The organism is Pseudomonas sp. FA117, from assembly GCF_057370475.1.
In genome coordinates this window covers 198,027-224,388 of sequence record NZ_CM170675.1, presented here as the reverse complement: position 1 = coordinate 224,388, position 26,362 = coordinate 198,027, and the positions used below count along the sequence as shown (strand labels likewise).

The following is a 26,362-nucleotide window of genomic DNA, read 5'->3' as shown; positions in this document are numbered from 1 at the left end:
ATCACCGCTTGCTGCGCACCATCTCCATGAACTTCGGCATCGCCGCCTCCTTGTCCGCCACGATCTGCGCCATGTGCGGATGCCCGCGCAGTTTCTCCAGCAGCGCCGCCGCCTGCGGGAAGTCTGCCAGGAAGTCGATCCCCAGCACCTTCTTGCCCACCGCGCACGCCAGGTCGACCGAGAAGCAGAACATCATGTCTGCCAGGGTCAGCTGTTCACCGGCGACATAAGGCGCGAACCTGCCATTGCGCTTGAGCGTGGCGAAGCCTGCCAGCAGCTCGCTGCGCGCGCGTTCCTTGATCAGTGGCTCGACCGGCGTATTGAAGAACGCTTCTGCATAGCAGGTGCGTGCCGGCAACTCGATGTACAGCTCGATCTCCTTGAGCAGCTCGCGCACCTTGGCCTGCCCGAACGCATCGCCCGGCAGCAGCGGGTGCTCGGGGTGGGTCTGCTCGATGTAGTCGAGGATCACGCTGGTCTCGCTGAGAAAGCCCTGGGCGGTTTCCAGCACCGGGACCTTGCCGCGCGGGCTGATGGCCAGCACCTGGGGCGTCTGCCCGGAAACGAAGGGCACCTCCTCGAAAGGCAGGCCTTTTTCCAACAGGGCCAGCTTGACCATGTTGTAGTAGTTGCTGACGGCGAATCCGTAGAGTTTGAGCATGAACGACAGCCTCCAGGCCGTGAGGGGTTGGCCTGGCTGTTATAGCCGCCCGGGCCGGGCGTGACCAGCATCATGGCGCCCGTCGATGACCGGGCATTGCCGACACAGGCGTGGCACACTGTCGGTTTATCCACAGGAGCAGCGCCATGAGCGAACCCACCGATATCGACAACGACGACGAAGCATTCGCCGAAGCAACGCTGACCCAGGCCATCGAGAACCAGATCGAGAGCGGCAATCCCCCCGCAGCCAAGGCCACCTTCAACAAGCTGACCCTGGTCGGCTACGAGCGCGAGGACATCCTCAACCTCATGGCCCACGTGCTGGCCATCGAGATCGACGCGCTGCTCATCGAGGATCGCGCCTTCGATACCGAATGGTACGAAAACGCCCTGCGCGCCCTGCCGGAACTGCCACCTGAGGCAAATCAAGGCGACCTCGACGAAGCCTGACTACACTCCTGACTTCCGTCCTCGTCTGGAAGTCAGGAGTCGCCCATGTCCTTCACCCCCGAATTGATCGCCGAACTGGAAGTCCTTGCGCTGTTCAATCTCGACAGCAGCCAGGAAGGGATCAAGATCCACGCCAATGCCTCCCCGGCTCTGGTTGCCGCAGCCAAACGCCTGCACGACAAGCAACTGACCGATCAGCCAGACGGCGGTTACCTGACCAGCCTGGGGCACGATGCGGTGGAGAGCGTTCAGTTACTGTTGAATGTTCTGAAAAACCCGCAGCCCGCATAACCTCGCCGTCCTCATCGTGGAGCGCGCTTGCCCCGCGATGAGGCCCACAAAGACACCGCACCTTCCCAGGCGCTGGAAAAATGGCGTCAAAATGCCATTCGCCCTCTTATCCGACCTCGTCACTCAGGCTAAACTCGCCGCAGCTCCCCCGGCCTGCCTGAGTGCGTCATGAACCACCCCCACGAAATCCGCCCCGACCTGGACGAAGGTATCGACCGCAAGGTGCTGTCGACCCTGCGCGGGCGCTTTCTGCAACTGAACCAGGGGCGCCTCGAAAGGGCCATGGAAGGGCTTTCCAGCCGCCAGCAGCAGGTGCTGACGCTGCTGCCGCTGTTCTTCCACGTCAATCATCCACTGCTGCCCGGTTACGTGTCGGGCAGCACACCGGCGGGCGTGTCCGGTTTCGAGCCCGACGCCGAGCTGCTGGCCGAAGCCCAGCGCCTGACCCGCTCCTTCACCTACAAGGCACGCCACGGCAACCCGCCGCAGCCGATCCATGGCCTGTTCCTGATGGGCAGCCTCGGCACCCTGGCCCAGGCCGAGCAGAGCGACATGGACCTGTGGGTCTGCCATGCGCCCGGCATCGGCGAGGCGGCGCTGGCCGAGCTGCGGCGCAAATGCCAGTTGCTAGAGGCCTGGGCCGCCACCCAGGGTGCCGAGGCCCATTTCTTCCTGATCGAACCGCAAGGCTTCGTCCAGGGCGAACGCGACAGCCAGCTCAGCTCCGACGATTGCGGCACCACCCAGCATTACCTGCTGCTCGACGAGTTCTACCGCACGGCGATCTGGCTGGCCGGACGCACGCCACTGTGGTGGCTGGTGCCGGTGTACGAGGAGCACAACTACCGCGCCTACACCCAGACGCTGCTGTCCAAGCGCTTCATCCGTACCCAGGACGACCTCGACCTCGGCCACCTGGCACACATTCCGCCTGGCGAGTTCGTCGGCGCCGGGCTGTGGCAACTGTTCAAGGGCATCGACTCACCCTACAAGTCGCTGCTCAAACTGTTGCTGACCGAGGTCTACGCCAGCGAACACCCCGAGGTGCGCTGCCTGAGCCTGGACTACAAGCGTGCCGTGTTCGCCAATCGCCTGGACCTCGACGAGCTCGACCCCTATGTCATGGTGTACCGGCGGATCGAGCATTACCTGCAACGGCGCGGCGAACATGCACGGCTGGAGCTGGTGCGGCGCAGCCTGTACCTGAAGGTGAACAAGAAACTCGGCGCGCTCTCCCGCTCGCGCAATACCGGCTGGCAGCGCCAGTTGCTCGGACGCCTGACCGACGAGTGGGGTTGGGACGAGCGCCAACTGGCCCTGCTCGACAGCCGCAGCCAGTGGAAGGTCCGTCAGGTCGCCGTCGAGCGGCGCGAGCTGGTGGCCGAGCTGAACCACAGCTACCGCTTCCTCAGCCAGTTCGCTCGCGATCAGGGCGCCAGCAGCCGCGCCGACCAGCGCGACCTCAATGTCCTCGGGCGGCGCCTGTACGCGGCCTTCGAGCGCCGCGCCGGCAAGATCGAGGTGATCAACCCCGGGATCGCACCGGATGTCGCCGAAGACACCCTGACCCTGGTCCAGTCGCCCAACCGCAAGGAGCCGGGCACCCATCACTGGGGCTTGTACAACGGCAACCTGGGCGTGCACGAGTGGGAGCATTTCAGCCCCATCAAGCGCTGCCGCGAACTGCTCGAGCTGCTGACCTGGGCCCATCGCAACGGCGTGATCGACAGCAGCACGCGCCTGGCTTTGCACCCCGGCGTCAGCGACCTCAGCGAGTTCGAGCTGTTCAACCTGCTGGGCAGCCTGCAGCAGACCATCGCCTTGCCGCTGGACACCGTCAGCGAGATCCGCCTGCTGCAACCGAGCGTGGCCGATGAAGTGCTGCTGCTGGTGAACGTCGGCGTCGATCCGCTGCGCCACCACCGCGACCTGAACATCCTGATGACCACCGAGCGCACCGACTCGCTGAGCTACGCCGGGGTGCGCGAGAACCTGGTGCTGACCTTCGACCAGATCACCCTCAACAGCTGGAACGAGGTGCTGGTGCAGCGCTACGACGGTGAGCACGCGCTGATGCGCTGCCTGCGCGACTTCCTCAACAGCCAGGGCCCGCGCACCCAGCGGCCACGCCTGCGGGTGCGCTGCTTCTGCCACAACCGCGCCCAGGCGATCAGCCAGCGCGTCGAGGATATCTTCGACACGGTGCAACTGCTGCTGGACCAGGACCTGAACCACCGCTACCTGCTGCAGGTAGCGCAGCACACCCATGTGCTGGAGCTGGTGCCAGGCCAGGTCAGCCTGACCACGCTGGACGACCACGACGCCGTGCTCGCTCACCTGGGCCAGGAGCGCAACGGCTACAGCCCGCTCCATCTGGATGCCAACGCCCTGCAGGATCACGACCTGCCGCTGGTGCTGGAGCAGGGGCAGCGCGGTTGCATCCAGGTGTTCTATCGCCTGGACGAGGACGGGGCGGACCTGTACGTGCTCGACGAATACAACGCGCTCTGGCAACAACGCCTGGCGCTGCAGGACGAAAGCCACCTGCTGCTGCCGCTGCAGCGCTTCCTGCAGTCGGTGGTGGTGCGCCGCGATGCCAGGTTGCCGCTCGACAGCCTGCAGCAGGCCTCGCTGGAAATCCTCTATTACCAGCTATTGCCGAACGGGCCGGGCAGGTGCCGGGCACTGGAACCGCGCCCCGTGCCGCAGGTCGCCGGCGGCCAGCCGTACTACGAAGTGCAGGCGATTCTCCAGGCCGGTGCCGGAGACGACCTGCACGTCACGCTGTACTGCGACCAGCAGGAGTTTTCCGAGCTGGACCACGGTGAGCAACTGTACGAAGTGGTTGCCCGGCAGATTCTTGGCCGCAGGCGCAGCGCCGGGCACTATCGCTGCTACATCACCGACCTGGACCTGTCCGAGTTGCTCAAGGACGAGCAGGGCTCGACCAGCCTGTACCTGCGCTACAAGCGTGAGCTGGAGCAGGCCCTGAATGACGGACTGGCGAAGCTGCAGGCCACGTTGCAACCCTGAGATCGTCGGCGCGGCCTTGCGCTCGCGGGCTCAGAGGTCGAAGTCGCCCGCCGCCTCCGGCTGGTATTCGACGTCCAGCAGCTTGAGCCTGAGCGTCTTGCCGCCCGGCGCCGGCCAGTCGATCTGGTCGCCGACCGACAACCCGAGCAATGCGCAACCGATCGGCGCAAGGATCGAGACCTTGCCTTCAGGCCCGGCATCCTTGGGGTAGACCAGGGTCAGGTGGTAGTCCTTGCCGGTGGCCTCCTCGCGGCAGTGCACGCGCGAGTTCATGGTCACCACGCCGGCCGGGACCTCCTCGTGACCGACCACCTGTTCGGCGCGGTCCAGCTCGTCCTGCAGGGCGAGCACACCCGGCGTGCTCTCGTCGAGGCTGTCGAGCAGACGCTCGAGACGCTGCACGTCCAATCGGGTGAGGATAAGGGAAGGCTTGGTGCTCATGATCCAGTCAGACTCCTTTCAACGGGGTATTTCAAGCTGTAGATAAAGCAAAACCCCGCCCAAGGGCGGGGTTTGAGGATGCTTCTGGCGACGCCAGTACCGGATCGACACTACCACAGCCGGGCAAATACTCAACCCCGTGCGCGCAGGGCCTCGGCCTCGCGGCAGATCTGCCGGCGTCGCTCGTCGTCGGCCGAGCGCCATTCGCGGATATGCTCCACATGGCGGTGACAACCGGTGCAGACCCGATGTTCGTCGAGACGGCAGACGCTGATGCACGGCGAAGGCACCGCCGGGCTGACGTTGCTGTAGAGCGGCTTGGGCGGCCGTGGCTGCTCGCTCATCTCAGATCTCGTCGAAGTCCAGCTTTTCGCCGACCCGCTCCCAGACGATGCGTTCGAGCATCTCGCCGAGCAGTTCCTCGGTCTTCTCGCAGACCCACTTGCCGCTCTCTTCGTCGTAGTCGAAGTGGAAACCGCCCGAGCGATCCGCCAGCCACAGCTGGCGCAGCGGCTCCTGGCGGCTGAAGATCAGCTGGCTGCCGTTGTCGAACTTGACCGTCAGCACACCGGCGGAGTTCTCCATGTCCAGATCCAGGTCGGTGTCGTCGAACAGATCCTCCAGGGCCTGTTGGGTCGCGTCGACCAGGTCGTGGAAACGCGCTTCGCTCAAACTCATTGCAGGAACCTCGAAAATGGCTGCACACACGCAAGCCGGGCAAGATACGACCGGTTGGCGCTGATTGCAAAGACTAGCGACCGGCTGTGCCTGCCCCGCCCGACGGACCGGCCCTTGCATAGGCAATCCGCCGGTCGCTCGGTATACTCGGGCGCAATACTGCTTAATTCAAAGGATTTCACCCCATGAAGCGCCTGATTTCCTCCATTGCGGCGCTGGTCGCGGTTGCCTGCCTCGTTTCGGCCTGCGGTCAGAAAGGCCCCCTGTACCTGCCTGAAGACGGCAAGGACGGCAAGAGCGCACGCAAGTCGTCGCACCAGCACGCGCAGCCGGCCAAGGCCGCCCCGCAAGAAGAAGAATCGCTGCCCGAGCAGTCGCCAGCGCAGTAAGGAAATCCAATGGACGCATTCAACTACCGCGGCGGTGAGCTGTTCGCGGAAGGCGTGGCCCTGTCGGCCATTGCCGAACGTTTCGGCACCCCGACGTACGTGTACTCGCGCGCCCACATCGAGGCCCAGTACCGCAGCTACACCGACGCCCTGCAAGGGGTCGAGCACCTGGTGTGCTTCGCGGTCAAGGCCAACTCCAACCTCGGCGTGCTGAACCTGCTGGCGCGCCTGGGTGCAGGTTTCGACATCGTTTCCGGCGGCGAGCTGGAGCGTGTTCTGGCCGCCGGCGGGCGGGCCGACCGCGTGGTGTTCTCCGGCGTCGGCAAGACCCGCGAAGACATGCGTCGGGCCCTTGAAGTCGGCGTGCACTGCTTCAACGTCGAATCCACCGACGAACTCGAGCGCCTGCAAGTGGTGGCGGCCGAGATGGGCAAGGTCGCCCCGGTCTCGCTGCGGGTCAACCCGGACGTCGATGCCGGTACCCACCCGTACATCTCCACCGGTCTCAAAGAGAACAAGTTCGGCATCGCCATCGCCGATGCCGAAGCCATCTACGTGCGTGCCGCTCAGTTGCCGAACCTGGACGTGGTCGGTGTCGACTGCCACATCGGCTCGCAACTGACCACCGTCGATCCGTTCCTCGACGCCCTCGACCGCCTGCTCGACCTGGTCGACCGCCTCGCCGACTGCGGCATCCACCTGCGCCACCTGGACCTGGGCGGCGGCGTCGGCGTGCGCTACCGCGACGAAGAGCCGCCACTGGTGGCCGACTACATCAAGGCCATCCGCGAGCGCGTCGGCGACCGTGACCTGGCCCTGGTGTTCGAACCAGGCCGCTACATCGTCGCCAACGGCGGCGTGCTGCTGACCCGCGTCGAATACCTCAAGCACACCGAGCACAAGGACTTCGCCATCATCGATGCGGCGATGAACGACCTGATCCGCCCGGCGCTGTACCAGGCCTGGATGGGCGTCAGCGCGGTCAGGCCGCGCGAAGGCGAAGGCCGTGCCTACGACCTGGTCGGCCCGATCTGCGAAACCGGCGACTTCCTCGCCAAGGAGCGCCAGCTGAACCTCGCCGAAGGCGATCTGCTGGCCGTGCAGTCTGCCGGCGCCTATGGTTTCGTCATGAGCTCGAACTACAACACCCGTGGCCGCTGCGCCGAAATCCTGGTCGACGGTGACCAGGCCTTCGAAGTGCGCCGCCGCGAGACCATTGCCGAACTGTTCGCCGGCGAAAGCCTGCTGCCGGAGTGAACCCATGCTGCTGCGTTTCACCAAGATGCACGGACTGGGCAACGACTTCATGGTCCTGGACCTGGTCAGCCAGCACGCGCACATCCAGCCCAAGCATGCCAAGCAATGGGGTGACCGCCACACCGGCATCGGCTTCGACCAGCTGCTGATCGTCGAGGCGCCGAGCAATCCGGAAGTGGATTTCCGCTACCGGATCTTCAACGCCGACGGTTCCGAGGTCGAGCAGTGCGGCAACGGCGCCCGCTGCTTCGCCCGCTTCGTGCTGGACAAGCGCCTGACCGCGAAGAAGCGCATCCGCGTCGAGACCAAAGGCGGCATCATCGAACTGGACGTGCAGAACGACGGCCAGGTCTGTGTCGACATGGGCCCGCCGCGCTTCGTCCCGGCCGAGATCCCGTTCAACGCCGACGAACAGGCGCTGAACTACGCGCTGGAAGTCGATGGCCAGGTTCACCGGATCGCCGCCGTTTCGATGGGCAACCCGCACTCTGTGCTGCGTGTCGACGACATCAGCAAGGCCCCTGTGCACGAGCTGGGGCCGAAGATCGAACACCATCCGCGCTTCCCGCAGCGGGTCAACGCCGGGTTCATCCAGGTCGTCGACCGCCACCGTGCCAACCTGCGGGTGTGGGAACGTGGTGCCGGCGAGACCCAGGCCTGCGGTACCGGCGCCTGCGCCGCCGCCGTCGCGGCCATCGCCCAGGGCTGGATGGACTCTCCGGTGTCCATCGACCTGCCGGGCGGGCGTCTGTGCATCGAATGGGCCGGCCCCGGCAAACCGGTGCTGATGACCGGCCCAGCCGTACGCGTCTACGAAGGACAGGTTCGTCTCTAAGCGAGTATCCGCCATGACCGATCAGCCACAGGTTGTACCCGAGCAAGCCGCCGACCTCGACGCCGAGGCGGTGGTCGCCTACCTGCGTGCCCACCCCACCTTCTTCGCCGAGCACGACGAGCTGCTCATCGAGCAGCGCATTCCCCACCAGCGCGGCGACAGCGTGTCGCTGGTGGAGCGTCAGCTCAAGCTGCTGCGCGACCGCAACATCGAGATGCGCCATCGCCTCTCGCAGTTGATGGACGTGGCCCGTGACAACGACCGGCTGTTCGAGAAAACCCGACGGCTGATCCTCGACCTGCTCGATGCCGGCAGCCTGGAAGAGGTGGTGATGGCGGTCGAAGACAGCCTGCGCCAGGAGTTCCAGGTGCCCTTCGTCAGCCTGATCCTGTTCGGCGACAACCCCGCACCGGTTGGCCGCTGGGTCAGCAGTGCCGAAGCGCAACAGGCCATCGGTGGCCTGCTGGGCAACGGCAAGACGGTCAGCGGCAACCTGCGCGAGCACGAACTGGCCTTCCTGTTCGGCGAAGAACAGCGCAAGGAAGTCGGCTCCAGCGCCGTCGCCTCGCTGGAGCACCAGGGCCTGCACGGGGTACTGGCCATCGGCAGCCGCGACCCGCAGCACTACAAGAGCAGCGTCGGTACCCTGTTCCTCAGCTACATCGCCGAAATCCTCGGCCGCGTGGTGCCGCGCGTCACCCAGACGCTGCGCTCGGTTCGCTGATGGAGCGCCAGCTGGAGGCTTATTGCGCGCACCTGCGCAACGAGCGCCAGGTGTCCGAGCACACCCAGCTGGCCTACCGTCGCGACCTGGAGAAGGTCGTCGAGTTCTGCAACACCCAGGGTATCGCCAGCTGGAAGGCCCTGCAGATCCAGCAACTGCGCCAGCTGGTGGCGCGCCTGCACCACCATGGCCAGTCGTCGCGCAGCCTGGCACGCCTGCTGTCAGCGGTGCGTGGCCTGTACCGCTACCTCAACCGCGAAGGCCTGTGCGAGCACGACCCGGCCAACGGCCTGACACCGCCCAAGGGCGAGCGGCGCCTGCCCAAGACCCTCGACACCGACCGCGCCCTGCAACTGCTCGATGGCGGCGTCGACGACGACTTCATCGCCCGCCGCGACCAGGCGATTCTCGAACTGTTCTACTCCTCGGGCCTGCGCCTGTCGGAGCTGGCCAACCTCGACCTGGAACAGCTCGACCTGGCCGGTGCGCTGGTTCAGGTACAGGGCAAGGGCGGCAAGGCCCGCGTGCTGCCGGTCGGGCGCAAGGCGCGCGAGGCCCTGCAGCAATGGCTGCGGCTGCGTGGCATCAGCGCGCCACGCGACGGTGCGGTATTCGTCACCCGCCAGGGCAAGCGCCTGGGCCCTCGGGCCATCCAGTTGCGGGTCAAGGCCGCTGGCGAGCGGGAGCTCGGCCAGCACCTGCACCCGCACATGCTCCGCCACTCCTTCGCCAGCCATCTGCTCGAATCGTCCCAGGACCTGCGCGCGGTGCAGGAAATGCTCGGCCATGCCGACATCAGCACCACGCAGATCTACACCCACCTGGACTTCCAGCACCTGGCCGCCGTCTATGACAGCGCCCATCCCCGGGCCAAACGCAGCAAAGGCAGCGACTCATGAGCATCAAGCTGATTACCTTCGACCTGGACGACACCCTGTGGGACACCGCCCCGGTGATCGCCAGCGCCGAGACCGTCCTGCGTGACTGGCTCGCGGCCAACGCCCCGACCCTGGGCGGCGTGCCGGTCGAGCATCTGTACGCCATCCGCGAGCGCCTGGTGCAGGCCGAACCTGGCCTCAAGCACCGCATCAGCGCCTTGCGCCGGCGCGTGCTGTTCAATGCCCTGGCAGAAGTCGGCTACAGCGAGAAACACGCCCAGGAGCTGGCCAACGAGGCTTTCGAAGTGTTCCTGCACGCCCGGCATCAGGTCGAGGTGTTTCCAGAGGTCGAGCCGGTGCTGGAGATCCTGCGCCATCACTATGTGCTGGGCGTGGTAACCAACGGCAACGCCGATGTGCGCCGCCTGGGGATTTCGGACTACTTCCGCTTCGCCCTGTGTGCAGAAGACCTGGGTATCGGCAAGCCCGACCCTGCGCCCTTCCTCGAAGCACTCAAGCGCGGTGAGGTCGAGGCCGGTGCCGCAGTGCACATTGGCGATCATCCGGGCGACGACATTGCCGGCGCACAACGTGCAGGCCTGCGTGCGGTCTGGTTCAACCCGCAGGGCAAGGCCTGGACCGGCGAGAAAGACCCGGACGCCGAGATCCAGCGCCTGTCGCAACTGCCCGACGTGCTGGCGCGCTGGCGCTGACGGCCCACAAGAACACCCGGATTGCACCCACAAAAAAGCCCGCAGCGACCGCGGGCTTTTTCGTATCCAGCCACTCAGATAGGGCGGCTACCGTACTTGTTGTCCGGCTTCTTGGGCGGGTCGGCGACCACGTTGGCCTCGACCTCCTGCACCTTGCCACCGCGAGCCAGGAACTCTTCCATGGCGCGCGCCAGCGCATCGCGTTCCTTCTGCTTGGCTTCCATGCTCGGCATCTCGTCTACCGAGACCGCCGCCTTGGACTTGCCCTTGGCTGCAGGTGCCGGGCTGCTGTCATCATCGCCGGCGTCTTCCGCACCGTCGTCAGCTGCCGCTTCGAGAGCCTCATCACCCTCTTCGTCATCGCCTACTTCGAGGTCATCGTTTTCCAGATCGTCGTCGCTCATGTTCTACCTCATGACTTGCGAAAAGCAGGTTAGTTATAGACCAGTGATGCCGTAGACCGGCAGCCACCAGTGAAAATTCAACTGGCCGTGGGTTGGCCACTGCCTTGGGTGTCCGGCCCCTGGTGGGGGCTTTTCACCCGGCAGATCCCAGCTCCTGGCGGGATCTGACGAAATCCTTGAGCCATCGCTGCTGGCCTTGCGCTACTGGCAAGCCTAGCAAAGCGTGGCGAAGTGTGTGGAAGGCACTTCAAACACCCTTCCGGCGCGCATTCTAGCGCGCCGGGCGAAAAAGCAAAGCTCCATCAATACCCGCTTTTATGTAAGTTTTTGCCCTTCGTCACGAACGTGCCGGATAAACCGTTTGCCTTACGACGAAACGGCAAATATCAGGCAAAAAAATGCCCGGACAAGCCGGGCAAGTTTTTTACCGCGTGGCGATTACAGGTTGTAACCGCGCTCGTTGTGCTGAGCCAGGTCGAGGCCGACCGACTCTTCTTCTTCGTTGACCCGCAGGCCCATCACCACATCCAGCACCTTGAGGATCACGTAGGTGACGATGGCGGTGTAGGCCACGGTGAAGATCACGCCCTTGGCCTGTACCCAGACCTGGGCACCGATGTCGGTGACCGCGCCGAAGCCGCCCAGGGCCGGTGCCGCGAACACGCCGGTGAGGATGGCGCCGACGATACCGCCGATACCGTGCACGCCGAAGGCATCGAGCGAGTCGTCGTAGCCCAGCTTGCGCTTGAGGCTGGTGGCGCAGAAGTAGCAGATCACACCGGACGCCAGGCCGATCACCAGGGCGCCCATCGGGCCGACGGTGCCGGCTGCAGGGGTGATGGCGACCAGGCCGGCCACCACACCGGAGGCGATGCCCAGGGCGCTGGGTTTGCCGTGGCCGATCCACTCGGCGAACATCCAGCCCAGCGCCGCTGCGGCGGTGGCGATCTGGGTCACCAGCATGGCCATGCCGGCAGTGCCGTTGGCGGCCGCTGCGGAGCCTGCGTTGAAGCCGAACCAGCCGATCCACAGCATGGCCGCGCCGATCAGGGTGTAGCCCAGGTTGTGCGGCGCCATCGGCGTGGTCGGGTAGCCCTTGCGCTTGCCCAGCACCAGGCACGCCACCAGGCCTGCGATACCGGCGTTGATGTGCACCACGGTGCCGCCGGCGAAGTCCAGCACGCCCCAGTCCCACATCAGCGCGCCGTCACCGCTCCAGACCATGTGCGCGATCGGTGCGTAGACCAGGGTGAACCACACGCCCATGAACACCAGCATGGCGGAGAACTTCATGCGTTCGGCGAAGGCACCGACGATCAGCGCCGGGGTGATGATGGCGAAGGTCATCTGGAAGGTGATGAACACCGCCTCGGGGAACAGTGCAGTGGCCGAGGTCAGGCCCGACGGCGTCACACCGGCGAGGAAGGCCTTGGAGAAACCGCCGATGAAGGAGTTGAAGTTGAGCACGCCCTTTTCCATACCGGTGGTATCGAAGGCGATGCTGTAGCCGTAGACGACCCACAGGATGCTGATCAGACCGGTGATGGCAAAGCACTGCATCATCACCGACAGCAGGTTCTTGGAGCGCACCATGCCACCGTAGAACAGGGCCAGGCCCGGGATGGTCATGAACAGTACCAGCGCCGTGGCGGTGAGCATCCAGGCGGTGTCGCCGGAGTTCAGTACCGGGGCGGCTGTTTCCTCTGCCAGGGCCAGGCCAGGCATTACGAGGGACAATAGGGCTCCTAGCCCTGCGATCTTGCGCAGAGTCATTTGTTTTCTCCTGGGGCGTTTGGGTTTGGTGAGGCTTTGTTGTGTCGCTTAGATCGCGTCGGTATCGGTCTCGCCGGTACGGATGCGGATCGCCTGCTCCAGATTCACCACGAAGATCTTGCCGTCGCCGATCTTGCCGGTGTTGGCCGCCTTGGTGATGGCTTCGATCACCCGGTCCAGGTCCTTGTCATCGATGGCGACATCGATCTTGACCTTGGGCAGGAAATCGACCACGTATTCGGCGCCACGGTACAGCTCGGTATGGCCTTTCTGCCGGCCGAAGCCCTTGACTTCGGTCACGGTGATGCCTTGCACGCCGATTTCCGACAGCGACTCGCGCACGTCGTCCAGCTTGAACGGCTTGATGATGGCAGTGACTAGCTTCATGAAACTCTTCTCCCGATTTGGTGGACTTGCCCCAGGAAAACAAACCCGTCTCAAGTCTAAGCGCAGCGCCTGGCTTTGTAACGCGTCGTCAGCTCCATTCCCCCACCGACACGCGTTCCGGCTGGTGACGAAGGACCCTTGCGGCTCCGCCTGCACGCTGCCCGATCACAAGGGACTGCATCAGTGCATGGCTCGCAGAGGTCATTGCAGAAACCTTGCCAGTTCCAGCAAAGGCCCGGAAAACAGGGAGTTGCATGCAGGGCCAGGGTTTGGCCTTGGGCCAGCACGGGCGAAGCTGCACACTTCTGGTGCGTCGCCCCTGCCGTCATTGCTCAAAAAGTGTGCAGCCGGGCCACGCGAAACGCCGTGCTACACTGGCCTCCTTTCAGACTTCACGGACCTGCCCGACTCATGCTCGCGCCCAAAGCCCTTCTCGATGCCCTGAGCGACCAGGCCTCGCGCCTGTTCAGCGGCGACACCGCGCAGCCGCGCGCCGAACTCGAAAGCCAGTTCAAGATCCTGATGCAGAGCGCCTTCAGCAAGCTCGACCTGGTCAGCCGCGAAGAATTCGACAGCCAGATGGTGGTGCTGGCGCGGACCCGCGCACGCCTTGAAGCCCTGGAAAAACAAGTGGCCGAACTGCAAGCGCGGATTGCGCCCGCGGCCCAGGACTAATCCCGATACACGGAGCGTTTCCCCATGAAAGTCAGCGCACGCAATGTCTTCGAAGGTACCGTCAGCGCCGTTCAGCCCGGCGCAGTGAATGCCGAGGTCGAGCTGACGCTCGGCGGCGGCGAGAAGCTGGTGGCCGTGGTCACCATGACCAGCCTGCACAACCTCAACATCAATGTCGGCAAACAGGCCGTGGCGCTGGTCAAGGCACCCTGGGTGGTGCTGATGACCGAGGCCGACGGCTACCGCCTGTCGGCGCGCAACGCCCTCGAAGGCGAGGTGGTGCGGGTGGGTGATGGTGCAGTGAATGCCGAAGTTGTGCTGAAACTGGCCGGCGGTACCGAAGTATTCTCCATCGTCACCCGCGAGGCGGTGCAGGAGCTGGGCCTCAAGCCTGGGGTCAAGGCCACCGCGCTGATCAAGGCCTCGCACATCATTCTGGGCGCCCGCCCCTGAATGCTTTCCGGCCCGCTCTGTATGACGGCGGGCCGGATACATCAAACGCTTCCTACAAACAAAAGGGAGCATTCGAACAAGATGAAAGTTATTTAAAGTTCCCCTCCCGGGTTGACTTCAATACTACCCTTGAATAAAGTTCGCTCGCCCTGAGAAAAGGGGCCTTTTTTCCATTCACTGAAGAATTCAATGGACACAGTATCTAGTCGCTGCCTGACCACTGCCCCCTGGGCCGGTCAGGCACTTGAACCGGAACACCGGTCCCGACACCCTGGTCGGGCAAGCCGCGCCAGAGCCTGATGCTCCGCCGTGACTTGCCGCCGCCGGTGTCCGCCGGTTGGAGGCAAGCTCATGAACCTCACTTCATTCGTTTCACATCGCCTGCACGCCTGCCTTGCACTGCTGCAGGCCCGCGCCTGGCCGCCCCGTGGCCACGCCGCGCCAGCCCGGCCATCGCCCGGCACGCGTGGCCCGCAGCTGCGCGCCGTATGGCAGGCGCATCCGTGCCACGGAAAACTCCAGCTGCGCCTGCACTGGCACCACGACGACAGCCAGGAACCCCCAGGTAGACGCGGGCCTCTGGCGCGCCTGCGCGCACGCCTGAGCCCGCATAACTTCCACTGAAAAAAGATATTTGACGGTATCTTTCCGAACGAACTTTCAACAATGAAAGTTCGCAGGACAGTTATTGCCCGCACTTTATCAATCAGGAATAAAACCATGGACTGCGCGAGTAGAAAGTTCGCTGCCGATCTAACTTCCGACCTTCGGCGGCGGACAGACAACTGTCGGAAAAACCACGCATTTTCCTGCGACCCGACATGCCTTCGTTCACCGCCTGAGTGAAACGTCTGTGTGTCGTGCCGCCGCAGCGGCAGGAGCACAGCAACATGACTGTCAAACACCGCAACACCTCGTCGGCCAAGGCCGAACGTGAAACCCGCCTGTCCACCCGTGCCGCCCGTGAAGCGCGCAATGGCCTGGCCGTCACCCTCGCCAACCTCGATGCCAGCGAAGTCGGCCTGACCGAGCACGAAGCCGCCAAGCGCCTGCAGCGCGACGGCGCCAACCAGGTCGCCCACGACCAGCAACCCCACGCCCTGGTGCAACTGCTCAAGGCCCTGCACAACCCCTTCATCTATGTGCTGCTGACCCTGGCCGGGATCAGCTTCGTCACCGACTACTGGATGCCGATCAGCGCGGGTGAAGCGGACGACGCCGACCTGACCAAGGTCATCATCATCATGACCATGGTCAGCCTCAGCAGCCTGCTGCGCTTCTGGCAGGAGTACCGCTCGAACAAGGCCGCCGACGCCCTCAAGGCCATGGTGCGCACCACCGCTACCGTGCTGCGCCGCGAACAGTACGGCCACGCTCCGCGCCTGCGCGAAGTGCCCATGGATGAGCTGGTGGCCGGCGACATCGTGCAGCTTTCGGCCGGCGACATGATCCCCGCCGACATCCGCCTGCTCGAATCACGCGACCTGTTCATCAGCCAGGCGGTACTCACCGGCGAAGCACTGCCGGTGGAGAAGTACGACACCCTGGGCAATGTCGCGCAGAAGTCCGCCACCGATGACAGCGGCAACCAGGACAACCTGCTCGAGTTGCCGAACATCTGCTTCATGGGCACCAACGTGGTCAGCGGCCGTGCCCGCGCCGTGGTGGTGGCCACCGGCCGACGCACCTACTTCGGCTCCCTGGCCAAGGCCATCGCCGGTTCGCGCAGCCAGACCGCCTTCGACCGCGGCGTGAACAGCGTCAGCAGCCTGCTGATCCGCTTCATGCTGGTGATGGTGCCGGTGGTGTTCATGATCAACGGCGTGGTCAAGGGCGACTGGGGCGATGCCTTCCTCTTCGCGCTGGCCGTGGCCGTGGGCCTGACCCCTGAAATGCTGCCGATGATCGTCAGCGCCAACCTGGCCAAGGGTGCCGTGGCCATGGCCCGGCGCAAGGTGGTGGTCAAGCGCCTGAACGCCATCCAGAACCTGGGTTCCATGGATGTGCTGTGCACCGACAAGACCGGCACCCTGACCCAGGACCGGATCATCCTCGAGCACCATGTGCGCATCGACGGTGAACGCGACAAACGCGTGCTGGAACTGGCCTGGCTCAACAGCCACCACCAGAGCGGCGTGCGCAACCTGATGGACCAGGCCGTGCTCCACTTCGCCGGCCAGGACCACGAGTTCCAGGCGCCCTATGCCTTCGCCAAGGTCGACGAGTTGCCGTTCGACTTCATTCGCCGTCGCCTGTCGGTGGTGGTGAAGAACGCCCTGGGCGATCACCTGATGGTGAGCAAGGGCGCCGTCGAGGAAATGCTCGCCATCGCCACCCATGTGCAGGAAGGCGACAGCGTCGTGGCCCTCGATGCGCGCCTGCGTCAGCGCCTGCTGGCCAGCGCCGATGCCTTCAACCGCGACGGCTTCCGCGTGCTGGTGGTCGCCACCCGCGACATCCCGGCAAGCGAAGGCAAGGCGCAGTACCACACTGACGACGAGCGCGACCTGGTGATCCAGGGTTTCCTGACCTTCCTCGACCCGCCCAAGGAAACCGCAGGCCCGGCCATCGCCGCCCTGCGCGACATGGGCGTGCGGGTCAAGGTGCTGACCGGCGACAACCCGGTGGTCACCTGCAAGGTGTGCCGTGAAGTCGGCCTTGAGCCCGGCCTGCCGCTGCTCGGCCAGGACATCGAGCGCATGGACGACACCACCCTGAAGATCCAGGTCGAGCAGCGCACGGTCTTCGCCAAGCTCACCCCGCTGCAGAAGTCCCGCGTACTCAAGGCGCTGCAGGCCAACGGTCACACCGTCGGCTTCCTCGGTGACGGCATCAACGACGCCGCCGCCCTGCGCGACGCCGACGTCGGTATCTCGGTGGACAGCGGCACCGATATCGCCAAGAAGTCGGCCGATATCATCCTGCTGGAAAAGAGCCTGATGGTGCTCGAAGAAGGCGTACTCAAGGGGCGCGAAACCTTCGGCAATATCATGAAGTACCTGTGCATGACCGCCAGTTCCAACTTCGGCAACGTGTTCTCGGTGCTGGTGGCCAGTGCGTTCATTCCCTTCCTGCCGATGCTGGCGATCCACCTGCTGCTGCAGAACCTGATGTACGACTTCTCCCAGTTGTCGCTGCCGTGGGACCGCATGGACAAGGAGTTCCTCAGCGAGCCTCGCAAGTGGGACGCCCGCAACATCGGCCGCTTCATGCTATGGATCGGGCCGACCTCGTCGATCTTCGACATCACCACCTTTGCCCTGATGTGGTACGTGTTCGCCGCCAACAGTGTCGAGATGCAGGCGCTGTTCCAGTCCGGCTGGTTCATCGAAGGGTTGCTGTCGCAGACCCTGGTGGTGCACATGCTGCGCACGCGCAAGGTGCCGTTCTTCCAGAGCACCGCGGCGCTGCCGGTGATCCTGGCCACGGGCCTGGTGATGGCGCTGGGCATCTACATCCCGTTCTCGCCGGTGGGTGCGATGGTCGGCCTGGTGCCGCTGCCGTGGGAATACTTCCCTTGGCTGGTCGCCACCCTGCTGGGCTACTGCGTGGTCGCCCAGACCATGAAGACCCTCTACATCCGTCGTTTCGGCCAGTGGTTCTGAGCCATGCAGGGAGAGCAGACCATGCGCGTACTGATCTGTGCGGGACGCAACTACGCCGACACCCGACGCTGCCGCCAGGCCCTGGACGATGTCCAGCGCCAGCGGCCGATCCGGGTGTTGATCCATGGCGGCAGCCAGTTCCTCGGCGGCGAGATCGAAAGCTGGGCACGCGAGCACGGCGCCGACCTGGTGCGCTACCCGCCCAACTGGCAGCTGCACGGCAAGCAGGCCGAACGCCTGCGCAACCTGTTCATGCTCAGCGACAGCCGCCCCGAACTGGTGCTGGCCCTGCCCGGGGCCGACGACACCGAGGAGCTGCTGGCCCGGGCTCGCGGCGCTGGGGTACCGGTGATCTGCAGCAGGCCACCACGACAATCCAACCTGGAGGAGCAGTGCCATGACGCATGAAAAACCCGACGAGCGCGCCCGCTTCTCGCTCACCCACGACCTGCCACCCGCCCAGGCCCGGGCGGCGCGGCGCAATGTGCTGTTCGTGATAGTGACCTTGGTATTGAGTGGGGTGTTGGTGATGTTGTTCGGGATCGAGGCGCGGTTGTCTGGATGACACGCTTGTGGGGCGCCGGCGCCAGTGGCTGCGCACCATCCCTGGGCTGACCTTTGGATTTTGTTGCTCCCTGTGGGAGCGATCGGGGCGCGCAGCGGCCGCCAACGTACGAAAGATCTGAAACCTCTAGCAGGATCCTTCGATCCGTAGACCTTGGGAAGTATCCTACGCGCTTTGCGGAAGCCTCTTAATTGTCGTGGAAATGCGTCAGGGATAACTTCGCTGGGTCGCCCACATTGGCGACTGGGTGTGAGAAGCCCATGTGTTTCAGGAATGGCTTCCCGTCATGGTAGCCGTGCGCGAGCAGGTTTCGACCTGGCCGTGTCCCTGGACCACGGACTTCTCACCTCGTGCACGGCTGCCACCCTTATCCGTGAGAAGGGTTCAGGTGGCAGCTCCAGATGTCGTCCAGGAGTTGAACCATGAAGAAACTCGTCCCCGACCCACCCCGCCTCACGCTCATCAACAACCCCTACTTCTCCATCCACACCGACATGCTCCCTCCCGACGCCCTGGCCCATGCCAGCGAGTTGCTGCGCGGTGTCGCCGAAACCATCGACGAACACTGCCGCACCTCTGCCGGTGTACCCGGCCTGCACATGCTGTCGAACGCCGCGCACTCCGCCGAAACGGCTCGCGCGCTGATCGAACATGCGTTGAACCGGATGTGACCCTGAGCCCGTCAAGGAGTGATGACCATGAGCGACAACCAATCCGGCCGCACCACCGCAGGTGTTGCCACCTTTCTCGAGATGTTCCGCGTGCAACCGGGTGTCTCCTACGAACGCGCCATCGAAGAAGTCTCGGTGCTGGTGGGTTGCACACGGGACCTGAGCGATCAGTTCACAGGCGAGGCAAACCCAGCGGCAATCACCGCCCTGCACTACCTCAGCGCCCTGGCCAAGGCGTTGTTGAATGATCTTGAGGTCAGCCGCAACGCAGTCAATTAACCCCTCAGCCAAGCCACCTCGATGCCCTTGGCATCGAGGATTCAGTAAAACCGTGGCGCCAATATCGCCTCAGGCCGTGACGACGGCGTTGCCCAAGGGCTTGAGCAAGCCCTGGCGAGTGGCCCTGCACACGGCACTGACCAGCGCCTGCAGCGAGGCCTGGAGAATGCTGCTGTCTTTACCTGCGCCGAACAGCAACTGGTTGTCGACGCGGATCTCCACATAGGCGATCGCCTCGGCCTGGGCGCCATCACGTACCGCATGCTCGTGGTAGTCCGCGATGTCGAAACTCAGGCCAAGTGCGGCAAACGCATTGACCAGCGCGGCCAGCGGCCCGTTACCTTCGCCGTTCAATGGCAGGCGGTAGCCGTCAACGACCAGTTGAGCATTCACATAGGTGCTTGTCTCGTCACTGGTGATCATGGGCTGGGTCAGGGTGTAGGGCCTGCCTGGCTGCAGATAGGTTTCGGTGAAGCAGGACAGGATCATATCGCTGGTCACTTCCTGGCCTTCGGCATCGGCAACCCGCTGCACCACGCCGCTGAACTCCATTTGCAGACGTCGCGGCAGCACGATGCCCTGCTGCTCCAGCAGATAGGCCACGCCCCCCTTGCCCGACTGGCTGTTGACCCGGATTACCGCCTCGTAGCTGCGTCCCATGTCGGCAGGGTCGATCGGCAGATAGGGGATTTCCCAGTGGCCGTGGGGGTTTGCGCGGCGGTGCGCGAATCCTTTCTTGATCGCATCCTGGTGAGAGCCGGAGAACGCGGTGAACACCAACTCGCCGGCATAGGGATGACGAGGATGGGTGGGCAACTGGTTGCAGTATTCGACCTCACGCTGAACGTGGGTGATGTCCGAGAAGTCCAGCTCAGGGCTGATGCCGCTGGTGTACAGATTCATGGCCAAGGTCAGGATATCGACGTTGCCGGTACGCTCGCCATTGCCGAACAGCGTCCCCTCGACCCGTTCGGCACCCGCCAAGCAAGCCTGCTCGGCTGTAGACACCCCGGTACCGCGGTCATTGTGTGGGTGCACGCTGATGATCACGCTGTCTCGACGGCTCACATGCCTGCAGAACCATTCGATCTGGTCGGCGAACACATTGGCCGTCGACACCTCGACGGTTGTGGGCAGATTCAGAATCATCTTGTTGGACGGCGTTGGCTGGAACTCGGCGATGACTGCGTCGCAGATTTCCAGGCCGAAATCCAGCTCGGTGAAGCAGAACGTTTCCGGCGAATACTGATAGGTCCACCGGGTTTGCGGATTGGCCTGCATCAACGCCTTGATCTCACGGGTGGCCTGGGTGGCAATATCGATACAGCCAGCGCGATCGACACCGAACACGACTTCACGGAACACGGGGGCCGTGGCGTTGTATACATGCACAATGGCCCGTGGCACGCCCTTGAGTGCCTCGAAGGTGCGCTCGATCAGGTGAGTACGCGCCTGAGTCATGACCTGGATGGTGACATCGTCAGGGATTGCGCCGCTTTCGATAAGCTCACGAACGTAATCGAAATCCGTCTGCGATGCCGCCGGAAAACCTACTTCGATCTCCTTGAAGCCGACTTTGACCAGCAGGTCGAAGAAGCGACGCTTGCGCTCGGCGTTCATCGGTTCGATCAGCGCCTGGTTACCGTCGCGCATATCGACGCTGCACCAGACCGGCGCGGCTTTCTGCACCTGGCCAGGCCAGGTGCGGTCCGGCAGGTCGACCACGTTGAAATGGCGGTACTTGATGGAGGGGTCTTTCAGCATCATGGCGGCGTTCTCCTTTGCCTGTGAGCGATCGTGCTGGCGTTGGGTGAGGTGAGCGTGCATCAGATATTGGATCCAATTTATGCTGAAAACGCTTAGTCCGGATTGCGTTTTGTTTACCCAAAAATAGGGTTTTATCTTTAAAAATTGCTCAAAAAATAATTTTGTTAGGGAATTTTTGCGGCTCTGAATAGAATTACTCTTTCTGCTGGCAAGCCAGGTCGACTGCGTCCACCCGACACCGAGACGCAACGCCTCGGCAAAATCCCGTCGCACTCTTCACCCGGCACTCCCCGCGCCCCTGACTATCCTTGCCCCAGCCGCAGGACGCGGCATCCCCAGTGATCAAGGAGTGTCCATGTCCCTCGCCCTCGTCCACAGCCGCGCCCAGGTCGGGGTGCTGGCGCCGGCAGTCAGCGTCGAAACCCATCTGGCCAACGGCCTGCCCAACCTCACCCTGGTCGGCCTGCCCGAGGCCACGGTCAAGGAAAGCAAGGACCGGGTACGCAGTGCCATCGTCAACTCGGGGCTGGAATACCCCGCCCGGCGCATCACCCAGAACCTCGCGCCCGCCGATCTGCCGAAGGATGGCGGGCGTTACGACCTGGCCATCGCCTTGGGTATCCTCGCCGCCAACGGCCAGGTGCCGGTGGCGACCCTGGTCGATTTCGAATGCCTGGGCGAACTGGCGCTCTCGGGGGCATTGCGCCCGGTGCAGGGTGTGCTGCCGGCAGCGCTGGCAGCGCGCGAGGCCGGGCGGGCGTTGGTGGTGCCGCGGGAGAATGCCGAGGAGGCGAGCCTGGCCAGCGGCCTGGTGGTGTATGCGGTCGGGCATCTGCAGGAACTGGTGGCGCACCTCAACGGCCAGCTGCCATTGCCGGCCTATGCCGCCAATGGCTTGATGCTGCGCGCGCGCCCCTACCCGGACCTGAGCGAAGTGCAGGGGCAGATAGCAGCCAAGCGCGCCCTGCTGGTCGCGGCGGCGGGGGCACACAACCTGCTGTTCACCGGCCCGCCCGGCACCGGCAAGACCTTGCTCGCCAGCCGTCTGCCAGGCTTGCTGCCGCCGCTGGACGAGCGCGAGGCGCTGGAGGTTGCGGCGATCCAGTCGGTCAGCGGCAAGGCGCCGATCGATTGCTGGCCACAGCGGCCGTTTCGCCATCCTCACCACAGTGCGTCAGGACCGGCGCTGGTCGGCGGTGGCAGCCGACCGCAGCCGGGGGAGATCACCCTGGCCCATCATGGCGTGCTGTTTCTCGACGAGTTGCCGGAGTTCGAACGGCGTGTGCTGGAAGTGCTGCGCGAGCCGCTGGAGTCTGGCGAGATCGTGGTATCTCGGGCCAGGGACCGGGTGCGCTTTCCGGCGCGCTTTCAACTGGTGGCGGCGATGAACCCTTGCCCCTGCGGCTATCTGGGCGACCCGGCAGCCCGTTGCCGGTGCAGCCCGGAGCAGATCCAGCGCTACCGCAACAAGCTCTCCGGGCCGTTGCTCGACCGCATCGACCTGCACCTGACCGTTGCGCGCGAAAGCACCACCCTCAGCCACCAGCCCAGTGGCGAGACCAGCGCCAGCGTCGCCGCGCAGGTCACCCGCTGCCGTGACCTGCAGCAGCAGCGCCAGGGCTGCGCCAATGCCTTTCTCGATATGCCCGGCCTGCGCAGGCACTGCGCGCTGAAAGCTGCCGACCAGTCGTGGCTGGAGAACGCCTGCGAGCGGCTCAACCTCTCGCTACGGGCAGCGCATCGCCTGCTCAAGGTGGCCCGCACCCTGGCCGACCTCGAACAGCACGAGCACATCGCCCGCAGCCATCTGGCCGAGGCCTTGCAGTACCGGCCTGGGAGCTGACAGCAGGTGCGTCACGCCTTCGTGGTGGCAAGCCCGCCCAGCGAGGCGCGCAGGCGGGGGACCGCAAAGTCGAGGAAGCGCCGCATCTTCAAGGGCATGTGACGATGCTGTGCGTGCAGCAGGTGCACGGGCGAAGGTTCGACTTCGAAGGGCTCCAGCACCAGTTGCAGGTCGCCGGCACGGATCGCTTCATGGGCCTGGTAGTGGAACAGCCGGGTAAAGCCCAGCCCGCCGACTGCCGCGTCGACCAGGGCAATGGCCGAGGTGACCAGCCGCGGCTTGAGCATGACCTCGAACGTCCTGGCACTGCCTGGCTCACGGAAGCCCCACCCGACCATCAGCGCCGGGCCGTCGGCAGCGATGCACGGCAGTTCGGCCAGTGCCTGCGGATGCGCGGGTATCCCGCAGCCGCTGAGCAGGTCGGGGCTGGCGCAGAGCACTTCGCGCACATTGCCCACGCGGGTGGCGATCATGCCGCTGTCGGGCAGACGCCCGACCCGCACGGCCATGTCCACTTGGTCATCCAGCAGGTCGACATTGCGATCGCGCAGATCGAGCCGCACGTTGATCTGCGGGAAGGCGCCCAGGAAATCGCTGACCACGGGCAGGACATGATCACGCCCCATCAGGATCGGCGCCGAGATCACCAGTTCACCGCGCGGCGTCATGAACTCGCCCGCCGCCTCGCGTTCGGCCTCGCCCACCTGCTCGACGATGCGCCTGGCCGCTGCGGCATAGGCCCCACCGGCGTCGGTCAGGCCGATCTTGCGGGTGGTGCGGGTCAGCAACTGGATGCCCAGATGGCGCTCAAGCTCCGCGACATTGCGGCTGATGGTCTGCACCGGTACCCGCAAGGCGCGCGCAGCAGCCGAGAAGCTGCCGCTGTCGAGGGTGGCCAGGAACATCGTCATTGCCTCGATTCGATCCACTGCATCTTCCCGCTTTCAGTGAAGGTCATTCGCATTCCTAACGGATTATCAGGCAATGCGTGAAAGTCCATAGTCTGCATACGTTGTTTCAGCCCCACAAGCCGGGCTGGAACGGGACTACCGAATACTTTCACCATGAGGTTCAGCATGAAAGGCAAGCAACTGGTCGCCGCCACCTGGTTATTCACGGCGTGCGCCACAGGCATCAGCGCAGCACAGGCCGCCACGGATACCCCGGAGCCGACCCCGGCACCGATGACCCAGGCCGCCAGCCAGGTTCACTACCGCTATCTGCAGGTCGAGAAGGTCAAGGTGTTCTACCGCGAGGCCGGCAACCCGAACAATCCCACGGTCCTGCTGCTGCATGGGCTGCCAAGCTCGTCGTTCATGTACCGCAACCTGATCCCGGTGCTCGCCCAGCGCTACCACGTCATCGCACCGGACCTGCCAGGCTTCGGTCGCACCGAGAGCCCGGCGCGCGGCAAGTACGCCTACACCTTTGCGCAACTGACCGAAACCATCGACCAATTCACCAGCAAGCTGGGGCTGACATCCTACGCACTGCAGGTTTTCGACTACGGCGCCCCGGTAGGTTTCCGCCTGGCGAGCGCTCACCCGGAGCGTGTCACGGCGATCATCTCGCAGAACGGCAATGCCTATGAAGAAGGCCTGAGCCAGGGCTGGACGCCGATCCAGCGCTACTGGAAAACCCCGACCGACGCCAACCGCAACGCCCTGCGAGCCTTCTTCGAGCCGGAGGCGATCAAGGGTCAGTACACCCTCGGCGTCGCCGACCCGAGCCTGATCGCGCCGGAAACCTACCTGCAGGACACCGCGGCCGTCCACCGCCCCGGCAACGTCGACATCCAGCTCGACCTGTTTGCCGACTACCAGAGCAACGTCAAGCTCTATCCGGTGTTCCAGGCCTACTTCCGGGAGCACCAGCCGCCACTGCTGGCGGTATGGGGCAAGAACGACCAGATCTTCCTGGCCGCCGGCGCCACCGCGTTCAAGCGTGACCTGAAGAACGCCGAGGTGCACCTGTACGACACCGGCCACTTCGCCCTGGAGACCCATGGCGAGGAAATCGGCCAGCAGATCCTCTCGTTCCTCGACAGCCACGTGAAGCGCAACTGAACGCACCACCCACCTGATAGGATGTAACGCCACCAAGGGGCCGCTTTGCGGCCCCTTTTGCATCCGATTGCCTCGCTCAATCTTCTCCATAGCGGAAATATATTTTGCGCGCTAACTATTTGCGCGCAATATTCAACTCAAGCAGCAAGCAGTCGCTGATCCCTTACCGAACCCTTGGAGAACGATCATGACCACCCTTCGCAAAGCATTCGCCATCGCCACCCTGACCCTCGGCACCAGTGCGGGCGCCTTCGCCCAGTCCATCGAGGCCACCCCGTACCGCTACGGCATGGACCTGGACATCGCCCAGGTAATCGCCGTCGATGCACCGAGCAACGCTCGCAGCTACGCCTCGACCGCCACCCTGACCTACCGCGACAGCAGCGGCCAGGTGCAGAAGGTCAGCTACATCCACCCCAACACCGCCGCCAACCAGAACTGAACGCCACGGCCCGACCACAGAGGAGCTTGAACCATGAAACTGTCCCGCACCCTGACCGCCGGCCTGCTGGCCCTCGCCGTCAACAGCGCCTTCGCCGCCGGTAGCGCCGGGGTCGAGCACACCACCCAGGGCTTCCTCGACGCCCTGGCCGCCGGTGGCGGCAAGCCGCTGGAAACGCTGGCGCCCAAGGATGCCCGCGCCGTGCTCAGCGGGGCGCAGGCCGGCGTCAAGGTCGACCTCTCGGGTATCGAGGTCGAGCGTCGCACCCTGCAGATCGACGGCAAGCCCCTGGAGATCCGCGTGGTCCGCCCGCAAGGTGCGAAAGGTGAACTGCCGGTGTTCATGTTCTTCCACGGCGGTGGCTGGGTGCTGGGCGACTACCCGACCCATGAACGCCTGATCCACGACCTGGTGGTCGGCTCCGGTGCTGCAGCGGTCTATGTCGACTACACGCCATCGCCGGAAGCCAAGTTCCCCACCGCGATCAACCAGGCCTACGCCGCAACCCGCTGGGTGGCCGAGCACGGCAAGGAAATCGGCGTCGATGGCAGCCGACTGGCCGTGGCCGGCAACAGTGTCGGCGGCAACATGGCCGCAGTGGTGGCAATCAAGGCCAAGGAAGCCGGCACGCCCAAGCTGCGTTTCCAGGCGCTGTTGTGGCCGGTCACCGATGCCAACTTCAACAATGCGTCCTACAACCAGTTCGCCGAAGGGCACTTCCTGACCCGCAACATGATGCAGTGGTTCTGGGACAGCTACACCACCGACCCGCGCCAGCGCGACGATATCCATGCCTCGCCGCTGCGGGCCAGCCTCGATCAGTTGAAAGGCCTGCCACCGGCGCTGGTGCAGACGGCCGAGATGGATGTGCTGCGTGACGAAGGCGAAGCCTACGCCCGCAAGCTCGATGCTGCCGGTGTGCCGGTGACTGCCGTGCGCTACAACGGCATGATCCATGACTTCGGCCTGCTGAACGTGCTGGGGCAGGTGCCTGCTACTCGCAGCGCGATGGGCCAGGCGGCGCAGGCGCTGAAGGAACACCTGCAATAACGATAGTGGCCTCACGGGCCTCTTCGCGGG

30 protein-coding genes are annotated in these 26,362 nt (G+C 64.5%); 21 read left to right on the top strand and 9 right to left on the bottom strand.

What is annotated here, in order from left to right; all coding sequences use genetic code 11:
* Nucleotide 1 precedes the first annotated feature (1 nt).
* Complete coding sequence (locus tag AC1TXO_RS01090) at nt 2–661, bottom strand: glutathione S-transferase (protein WP_486404677.1); 660 nt, start codon at nt 659–661, stop codon at nt 2–4.
* Between the two features lie 146 nt (nt 662–807).
* Here AC1TXO_RS01090 and AC1TXO_RS01085 point away from each other — a divergent pair, with 146 nt between their 5' ends.
* From AC1TXO_RS01085 to AC1TXO_RS01075, 3 genes are all read left to right on the top strand, one after another.
* Nucleotides 808–1,113 (top strand): hypothetical protein, encoded by a 306-nt coding sequence (locus tag AC1TXO_RS01085; protein WP_486404676.1) that lies wholly within the window; start codon nt 808–810, stop codon nt 1,111–1,113.
* A 45-nt stretch (nt 1,114–1,158) separates the two neighbouring features.
* On the top strand, nt 1,159–1,404 hold the full coding sequence (locus tag AC1TXO_RS01080; protein ID WP_197889736.1) for a TIGR02647 family protein: 246 nt from the start codon (nt 1,159–1,161) through the stop codon (nt 1,402–1,404).
* Nucleotides 1,405–1,572: 168 nt separating this feature from the next.
* On the top strand, nt 1,573–4,437 hold the full coding sequence (locus AC1TXO_RS01075; protein ID WP_486404675.1) for a class I adenylate cyclase: 2,865 nt from the start codon (nt 1,573–1,575) through the stop codon (nt 4,435–4,437).
* Between the two features lie 30 nt (nt 4,438–4,467).
* Here AC1TXO_RS01075 and rnk read toward each other — a convergent pair whose 3' ends face one another.
* The 3 genes from rnk to cyaY form a co-directional block, all read right to left on the bottom strand.
* A complete protein-coding gene (rnk, locus tag AC1TXO_RS01070) occupies nt 4,468–4,878 on the bottom strand; it encodes a nucleoside diphosphate kinase regulator (RefSeq protein WP_486404674.1) in 411 nt (136 codons plus the stop codon).
* 131 nt (nt 4,879–5,009) lie between these two features.
* Nucleotides 5,010–5,222 (bottom strand): DUF1289 domain-containing protein, encoded by a 213-nt coding sequence (locus AC1TXO_RS01065; protein ID WP_486404673.1) that lies wholly within the window; start codon nt 5,220–5,222, stop codon nt 5,010–5,012.
* Nucleotide 5,223: 1 nt separating this feature from the next.
* Complete coding sequence (gene cyaY / locus AC1TXO_RS01060) at nt 5,224–5,556, bottom strand: iron donor protein CyaY (protein WP_486404672.1); 333 nt, start codon at nt 5,554–5,556, stop codon at nt 5,224–5,226.
* 185 nt (nt 5,557–5,741) lie between these two features.
* Here cyaY and lptM point away from each other — a divergent pair, with 185 nt between their 5' ends.
* From lptM to AC1TXO_RS01030, 6 genes are read left to right on the top strand one after another with little or no spacing between them, the layout of a single operon-like run.
* A complete protein-coding gene (gene lptM, locus AC1TXO_RS01055; RefSeq protein ID WP_486404671.1) occupies nt 5,742–5,945 on the top strand; it encodes an LPS translocon maturation chaperone LptM in 204 nt (67 codons plus the stop codon).
* Between the two features lie 9 nt (nt 5,946–5,954).
* The gene (gene lysA / locus AC1TXO_RS01050) at nt 5,955–7,202 is read left to right on the top strand and encodes a diaminopimelate decarboxylase (protein WP_486404670.1); all 1,248 of its coding nucleotides are present in this window, start codon (nt 5,955–5,957) and stop codon (nt 7,200–7,202) included.
* Nucleotides 7,203–7,206: 4 nt separating this feature from the next.
* Complete coding sequence (dapF, locus tag AC1TXO_RS01045) at nt 7,207–8,037, top strand: diaminopimelate epimerase (RefSeq protein WP_486404669.1); 831 nt, start codon at nt 7,207–7,209, stop codon at nt 8,035–8,037.
* Between the two features lie 13 nt (nt 8,038–8,050).
* Nucleotides 8,051–8,761, top strand: coding sequence for a DUF484 family protein (locus AC1TXO_RS01040; RefSeq protein WP_486404668.1), 711 nt, complete (start codon nt 8,051–8,053; stop codon nt 8,759–8,761).
* Nucleotides 8,761–9,660, top strand: a complete 900-nt coding sequence (gene xerC / locus AC1TXO_RS01035; protein ID WP_486404667.1) for a tyrosine recombinase XerC — start codon at nt 8,761–8,763, stop codon at nt 9,658–9,660. The genes AC1TXO_RS01040 and xerC overlap by 1 nt, the downstream gene beginning before the upstream one ends.
* Nucleotides 9,657–10,352 carry an HAD family hydrolase gene (locus tag AC1TXO_RS01030; protein WP_486404666.1) on the top strand — a complete coding sequence of 232 codons (696 nt, stop codon included), beginning with the start codon at nt 9,657–9,659 and terminating at the stop codon, nt 10,350–10,352. Before xerC ends, AC1TXO_RS01030 begins: the two co-directional genes overlap by 4 nt.
* 74 nt (nt 10,353–10,426) lie before the next feature.
* On the opposite strand, the gene sutA is transcribed toward AC1TXO_RS01030, so the two are convergent.
* From sutA to glnK, 3 genes are all read right to left on the bottom strand, one after another.
* Nucleotides 10,427–10,756, bottom strand: coding sequence for a transcriptional regulator SutA (gene sutA / locus AC1TXO_RS01025; protein WP_486404665.1), 330 nt, complete (start codon nt 10,754–10,756; stop codon nt 10,427–10,429).
* A gap of 438 nt (nt 10,757–11,194) precedes the next feature.
* Nucleotides 11,195–12,529, bottom strand: a complete 1,335-nt coding sequence (locus AC1TXO_RS01020) for an ammonium transporter (RefSeq protein ID WP_486404664.1) — start codon at nt 12,527–12,529, stop codon at nt 11,195–11,197.
* A 48-nt stretch (nt 12,530–12,577) separates the two neighbouring features.
* Entirely contained in the window at nt 12,578–12,916 is a 339-nt protein-coding gene (gene glnK / locus AC1TXO_RS01015; protein ID WP_002555808.1) for a P-II family nitrogen regulator, read from the bottom strand.
* Nucleotides 12,917–13,327: 411 nt separating this feature from the next.
* On the opposite strand from glnK, the gene AC1TXO_RS01010 reads away from it, so the two are divergent.
* The 8 genes from AC1TXO_RS01010 to AC1TXO_RS00975 all read left to right on the top strand — a co-directional run bounded on the left by AC1TXO_RS01010 (nt 13,328) and on the right by AC1TXO_RS00975 (nt 19,164).
* A complete protein-coding gene (locus AC1TXO_RS01010; protein ID WP_486404663.1) occupies nt 13,328–13,591 on the top strand; it encodes an accessory factor UbiK family protein in 264 nt (87 codons plus the stop codon).
* 24 nt (nt 13,592–13,615) lie between these two features.
* Nucleotides 13,616–14,044 carry a TOBE domain-containing protein gene (locus tag AC1TXO_RS01005; RefSeq protein ID WP_486404662.1) on the top strand — a complete coding sequence of 143 codons (429 nt, stop codon included), beginning with the start codon at nt 13,616–13,618 and terminating at the stop codon, nt 14,042–14,044.
* Between the two features lie 351 nt (nt 14,045–14,395).
* Nucleotides 14,396–14,668 carry a hypothetical protein gene (locus AC1TXO_RS01000; RefSeq protein ID WP_486404661.1) on the top strand — a complete coding sequence of 91 codons (273 nt, stop codon included), beginning with the start codon at nt 14,396–14,398 and terminating at the stop codon, nt 14,666–14,668.
* Between the two features lie 266 nt (nt 14,669–14,934).
* Entirely contained in the window at nt 14,935–17,649 is a 2,715-nt protein-coding gene (gene mgtA / locus AC1TXO_RS00995) for a magnesium-translocating P-type ATPase (RefSeq protein ID WP_486404660.1), read from the top strand.
* A gap of 21 nt (nt 17,650–17,670) precedes the next feature.
* Nucleotides 17,671–18,057 (top strand): DUF2493 domain-containing protein, encoded by a 387-nt coding sequence (locus AC1TXO_RS00990; protein ID WP_486404659.1) that lies wholly within the window; start codon nt 17,671–17,673, stop codon nt 18,055–18,057.
* Complete coding sequence (locus AC1TXO_RS00985) at nt 18,047–18,214, top strand: hypothetical protein (protein ID WP_486404658.1); 168 nt, start codon at nt 18,047–18,049, stop codon at nt 18,212–18,214. Before AC1TXO_RS00990 ends, AC1TXO_RS00985 begins: the two co-directional genes overlap by 11 nt.
* Nucleotides 18,215–18,636: 422 nt before the next feature.
* On the top strand, nt 18,637–18,885 hold the full coding sequence (locus AC1TXO_RS00980) for a hypothetical protein (protein ID WP_486404657.1): 249 nt from the start codon (nt 18,637–18,639) through the stop codon (nt 18,883–18,885).
* 27 nt (nt 18,886–18,912) lie between these two features.
* A complete protein-coding gene (locus AC1TXO_RS00975) occupies nt 18,913–19,164 on the top strand; it encodes a DUF3077 domain-containing protein (protein ID WP_486404656.1) in 252 nt (83 codons plus the stop codon).
* 69 nt (nt 19,165–19,233) lie between these two features.
* Here the strand turns inward: AC1TXO_RS00975 and leuA are convergent, their stop codons facing one another.
* Nucleotides 19,234–20,931, bottom strand: coding sequence for a 2-isopropylmalate synthase (gene leuA, locus AC1TXO_RS00970; protein WP_486404655.1), 1,698 nt, complete (start codon nt 20,929–20,931; stop codon nt 19,234–19,236).
* Between the two features lie 355 nt (nt 20,932–21,286).
* Between leuA and AC1TXO_RS00965 the strand changes: the two genes are divergently transcribed.
* Entirely contained in the window at nt 21,287–22,774 is a 1,488-nt protein-coding gene (locus AC1TXO_RS00965) for a YifB family Mg chelatase-like AAA ATPase (protein ID WP_486404654.1), read from the top strand.
* Between the two features lie 11 nt (nt 22,775–22,785).
* Here the strand turns inward: AC1TXO_RS00965 and AC1TXO_RS00960 are convergent, their stop codons facing one another.
* Nucleotides 22,786–23,685 (bottom strand): LysR family transcriptional regulator, encoded by a 900-nt coding sequence (locus AC1TXO_RS00960; protein ID WP_486404653.1) that lies wholly within the window; start codon nt 23,683–23,685, stop codon nt 22,786–22,788.
* A gap of 165 nt (nt 23,686–23,850) precedes the next feature.
* On the opposite strand from AC1TXO_RS00960, the gene AC1TXO_RS00955 reads away from it, so the two are divergent.
* From AC1TXO_RS00955 to AC1TXO_RS00945, 3 genes are all read left to right on the top strand, one after another.
* Nucleotides 23,851–24,840, top strand: coding sequence for an alpha/beta fold hydrolase (locus AC1TXO_RS00955; RefSeq protein ID WP_486404652.1), 990 nt, complete (start codon nt 23,851–23,853; stop codon nt 24,838–24,840).
* Between the two features lie 187 nt (nt 24,841–25,027).
* On the top strand, nt 25,028–25,282 hold the full coding sequence (locus AC1TXO_RS00950; RefSeq protein WP_486404651.1) for a DUF2790 domain-containing protein: 255 nt from the start codon (nt 25,028–25,030) through the stop codon (nt 25,280–25,282).
* A gap of 33 nt (nt 25,283–25,315) precedes the next feature.
* Nucleotides 25,316–26,332: an alpha/beta hydrolase gene (locus AC1TXO_RS00945; protein ID WP_486404650.1), complete on the top strand. Its 1,017-nt coding sequence runs from the start codon at nt 25,316–25,318 to the stop codon at nt 26,330–26,332.
* Nucleotides 26,333–26,362: the final 30 nt, after the last annotated feature.

Excerpts from the sequence above, each read along its gene's own strand:
- AC1TXO_RS00980 (WP_486404657.1), top strand. The coding sequence starts at position 18,637 with ATGAAGAAACTCGTCCCCGACCCACCCCGCCTCACGCTCATCAACAAC.
- lptM (WP_486404671.1), top strand. The coding sequence starts at position 5,742 with ATGAAGCGCCTGATTTCCTCCATTGCGGCGCTGGTCGCGGTTGCCTGC.
- leuA (WP_486404655.1), bottom strand. The coding sequence starts at position 20,931 with ATGATGCTGAAAGACCCCTCCATCAAGTACCGCCATTTCAACGTGGTC.
- AC1TXO_RS01040 (WP_486404668.1), top strand. The coding sequence starts at position 8,051 with ATGACCGATCAGCCACAGGTTGTACCCGAGCAAGCCGCCGACCTCGAC.
- xerC (WP_486404667.1), top strand. The coding sequence starts at position 8,761 with ATGGAGCGCCAGCTGGAGGCTTATTGCGCGCACCTGCGCAACGAGCGC.
- AC1TXO_RS00985 (WP_486404658.1), top strand. The coding sequence starts at position 18,047 with ATGACGCATGAAAAACCCGACGAGCGCGCCCGCTTCTCGCTCACCCAC.
- AC1TXO_RS01085 (WP_486404676.1), top strand. The coding sequence starts at position 808 with ATGAGCGAACCCACCGATATCGACAACGACGACGAAGCATTCGCCGAA.
- AC1TXO_RS00945 (WP_486404650.1), top strand. The coding sequence starts at position 25,316 with ATGAAACTGTCCCGCACCCTGACCGCCGGCCTGCTGGCCCTCGCCGTC.
- AC1TXO_RS01065 (WP_486404673.1), bottom strand. The coding sequence starts at position 5,222 with ATGAGCGAGCAGCCACGGCCGCCCAAGCCGCTCTACAGCAACGTCAGC.
- AC1TXO_RS01075 (WP_486404675.1), top strand. The coding sequence starts at position 1,573 with ATGAACCACCCCCACGAAATCCGCCCCGACCTGGACGAAGGTATCGAC.
- AC1TXO_RS01010 (WP_486404663.1), top strand. The coding sequence starts at position 13,328 with ATGCTCGCGCCCAAAGCCCTTCTCGATGCCCTGAGCGACCAGGCCTCG.
- lysA (WP_486404670.1), top strand. The coding sequence starts at position 5,955 with ATGGACGCATTCAACTACCGCGGCGGTGAGCTGTTCGCGGAAGGCGTG.
- AC1TXO_RS01005 (WP_486404662.1), top strand. The coding sequence starts at position 13,616 with ATGAAAGTCAGCGCACGCAATGTCTTCGAAGGTACCGTCAGCGCCGTT.
- AC1TXO_RS00960 (WP_486404653.1), bottom strand. The coding sequence starts at position 23,685 with ATGACGATGTTCCTGGCCACCCTCGACAGCGGCAGCTTCTCGGCTGCT.
- rnk (WP_486404674.1), bottom strand. The coding sequence starts at position 4,878 with ATGAGCACCAAGCCTTCCCTTATCCTCACCCGATTGGACGTGCAGCGT.
- AC1TXO_RS01020 (WP_486404664.1), bottom strand. The coding sequence starts at position 12,529 with ATGACTCTGCGCAAGATCGCAGGGCTAGGAGCCCTATTGTCCCTCGTA.
- cyaY (WP_486404672.1), bottom strand. The coding sequence starts at position 5,556 with ATGAGTTTGAGCGAAGCGCGTTTCCACGACCTGGTCGACGCGACCCAA.
- AC1TXO_RS01080 (WP_197889736.1), top strand. The coding sequence starts at position 1,159 with ATGTCCTTCACCCCCGAATTGATCGCCGAACTGGAAGTCCTTGCGCTG.
- AC1TXO_RS00965 (WP_486404654.1), top strand. The coding sequence starts at position 21,287 with ATGTCCCTCGCCCTCGTCCACAGCCGCGCCCAGGTCGGGGTGCTGGCG.
- dapF (WP_486404669.1), top strand. The coding sequence starts at position 7,207 with ATGCTGCTGCGTTTCACCAAGATGCACGGACTGGGCAACGACTTCATG.
- AC1TXO_RS00950 (WP_486404651.1), top strand. The coding sequence starts at position 25,028 with ATGACCACCCTTCGCAAAGCATTCGCCATCGCCACCCTGACCCTCGGC.
- AC1TXO_RS00955 (WP_486404652.1), top strand. The coding sequence starts at position 23,851 with ATGAAAGGCAAGCAACTGGTCGCCGCCACCTGGTTATTCACGGCGTGC.
- mgtA (WP_486404660.1), top strand. The coding sequence starts at position 14,935 with ATGACTGTCAAACACCGCAACACCTCGTCGGCCAAGGCCGAACGTGAA.
- AC1TXO_RS01090 (WP_486404677.1), bottom strand. The coding sequence starts at position 661 with ATGCTCAAACTCTACGGATTCGCCGTCAGCAACTACTACAACATGGTC.
- AC1TXO_RS00975 (WP_486404656.1), top strand. The coding sequence starts at position 18,913 with ATGAGCGACAACCAATCCGGCCGCACCACCGCAGGTGTTGCCACCTTT.
- glnK (WP_002555808.1), bottom strand. The coding sequence starts at position 12,916 with ATGAAGCTAGTCACTGCCATCATCAAGCCGTTCAAGCTGGACGACGTG.
- AC1TXO_RS00990 (WP_486404659.1), top strand. The coding sequence starts at position 17,671 with ATGCGCGTACTGATCTGTGCGGGACGCAACTACGCCGACACCCGACGC.
- AC1TXO_RS01000 (WP_486404661.1), top strand. The coding sequence starts at position 14,396 with ATGAACCTCACTTCATTCGTTTCACATCGCCTGCACGCCTGCCTTGCA.
- AC1TXO_RS01030 (WP_486404666.1), top strand. The coding sequence starts at position 9,657 with ATGAGCATCAAGCTGATTACCTTCGACCTGGACGACACCCTGTGGGAC.
- sutA (WP_486404665.1), bottom strand. The coding sequence starts at position 10,756 with ATGAGCGACGACGATCTGGAAAACGATGACCTCGAAGTAGGCGATGAC.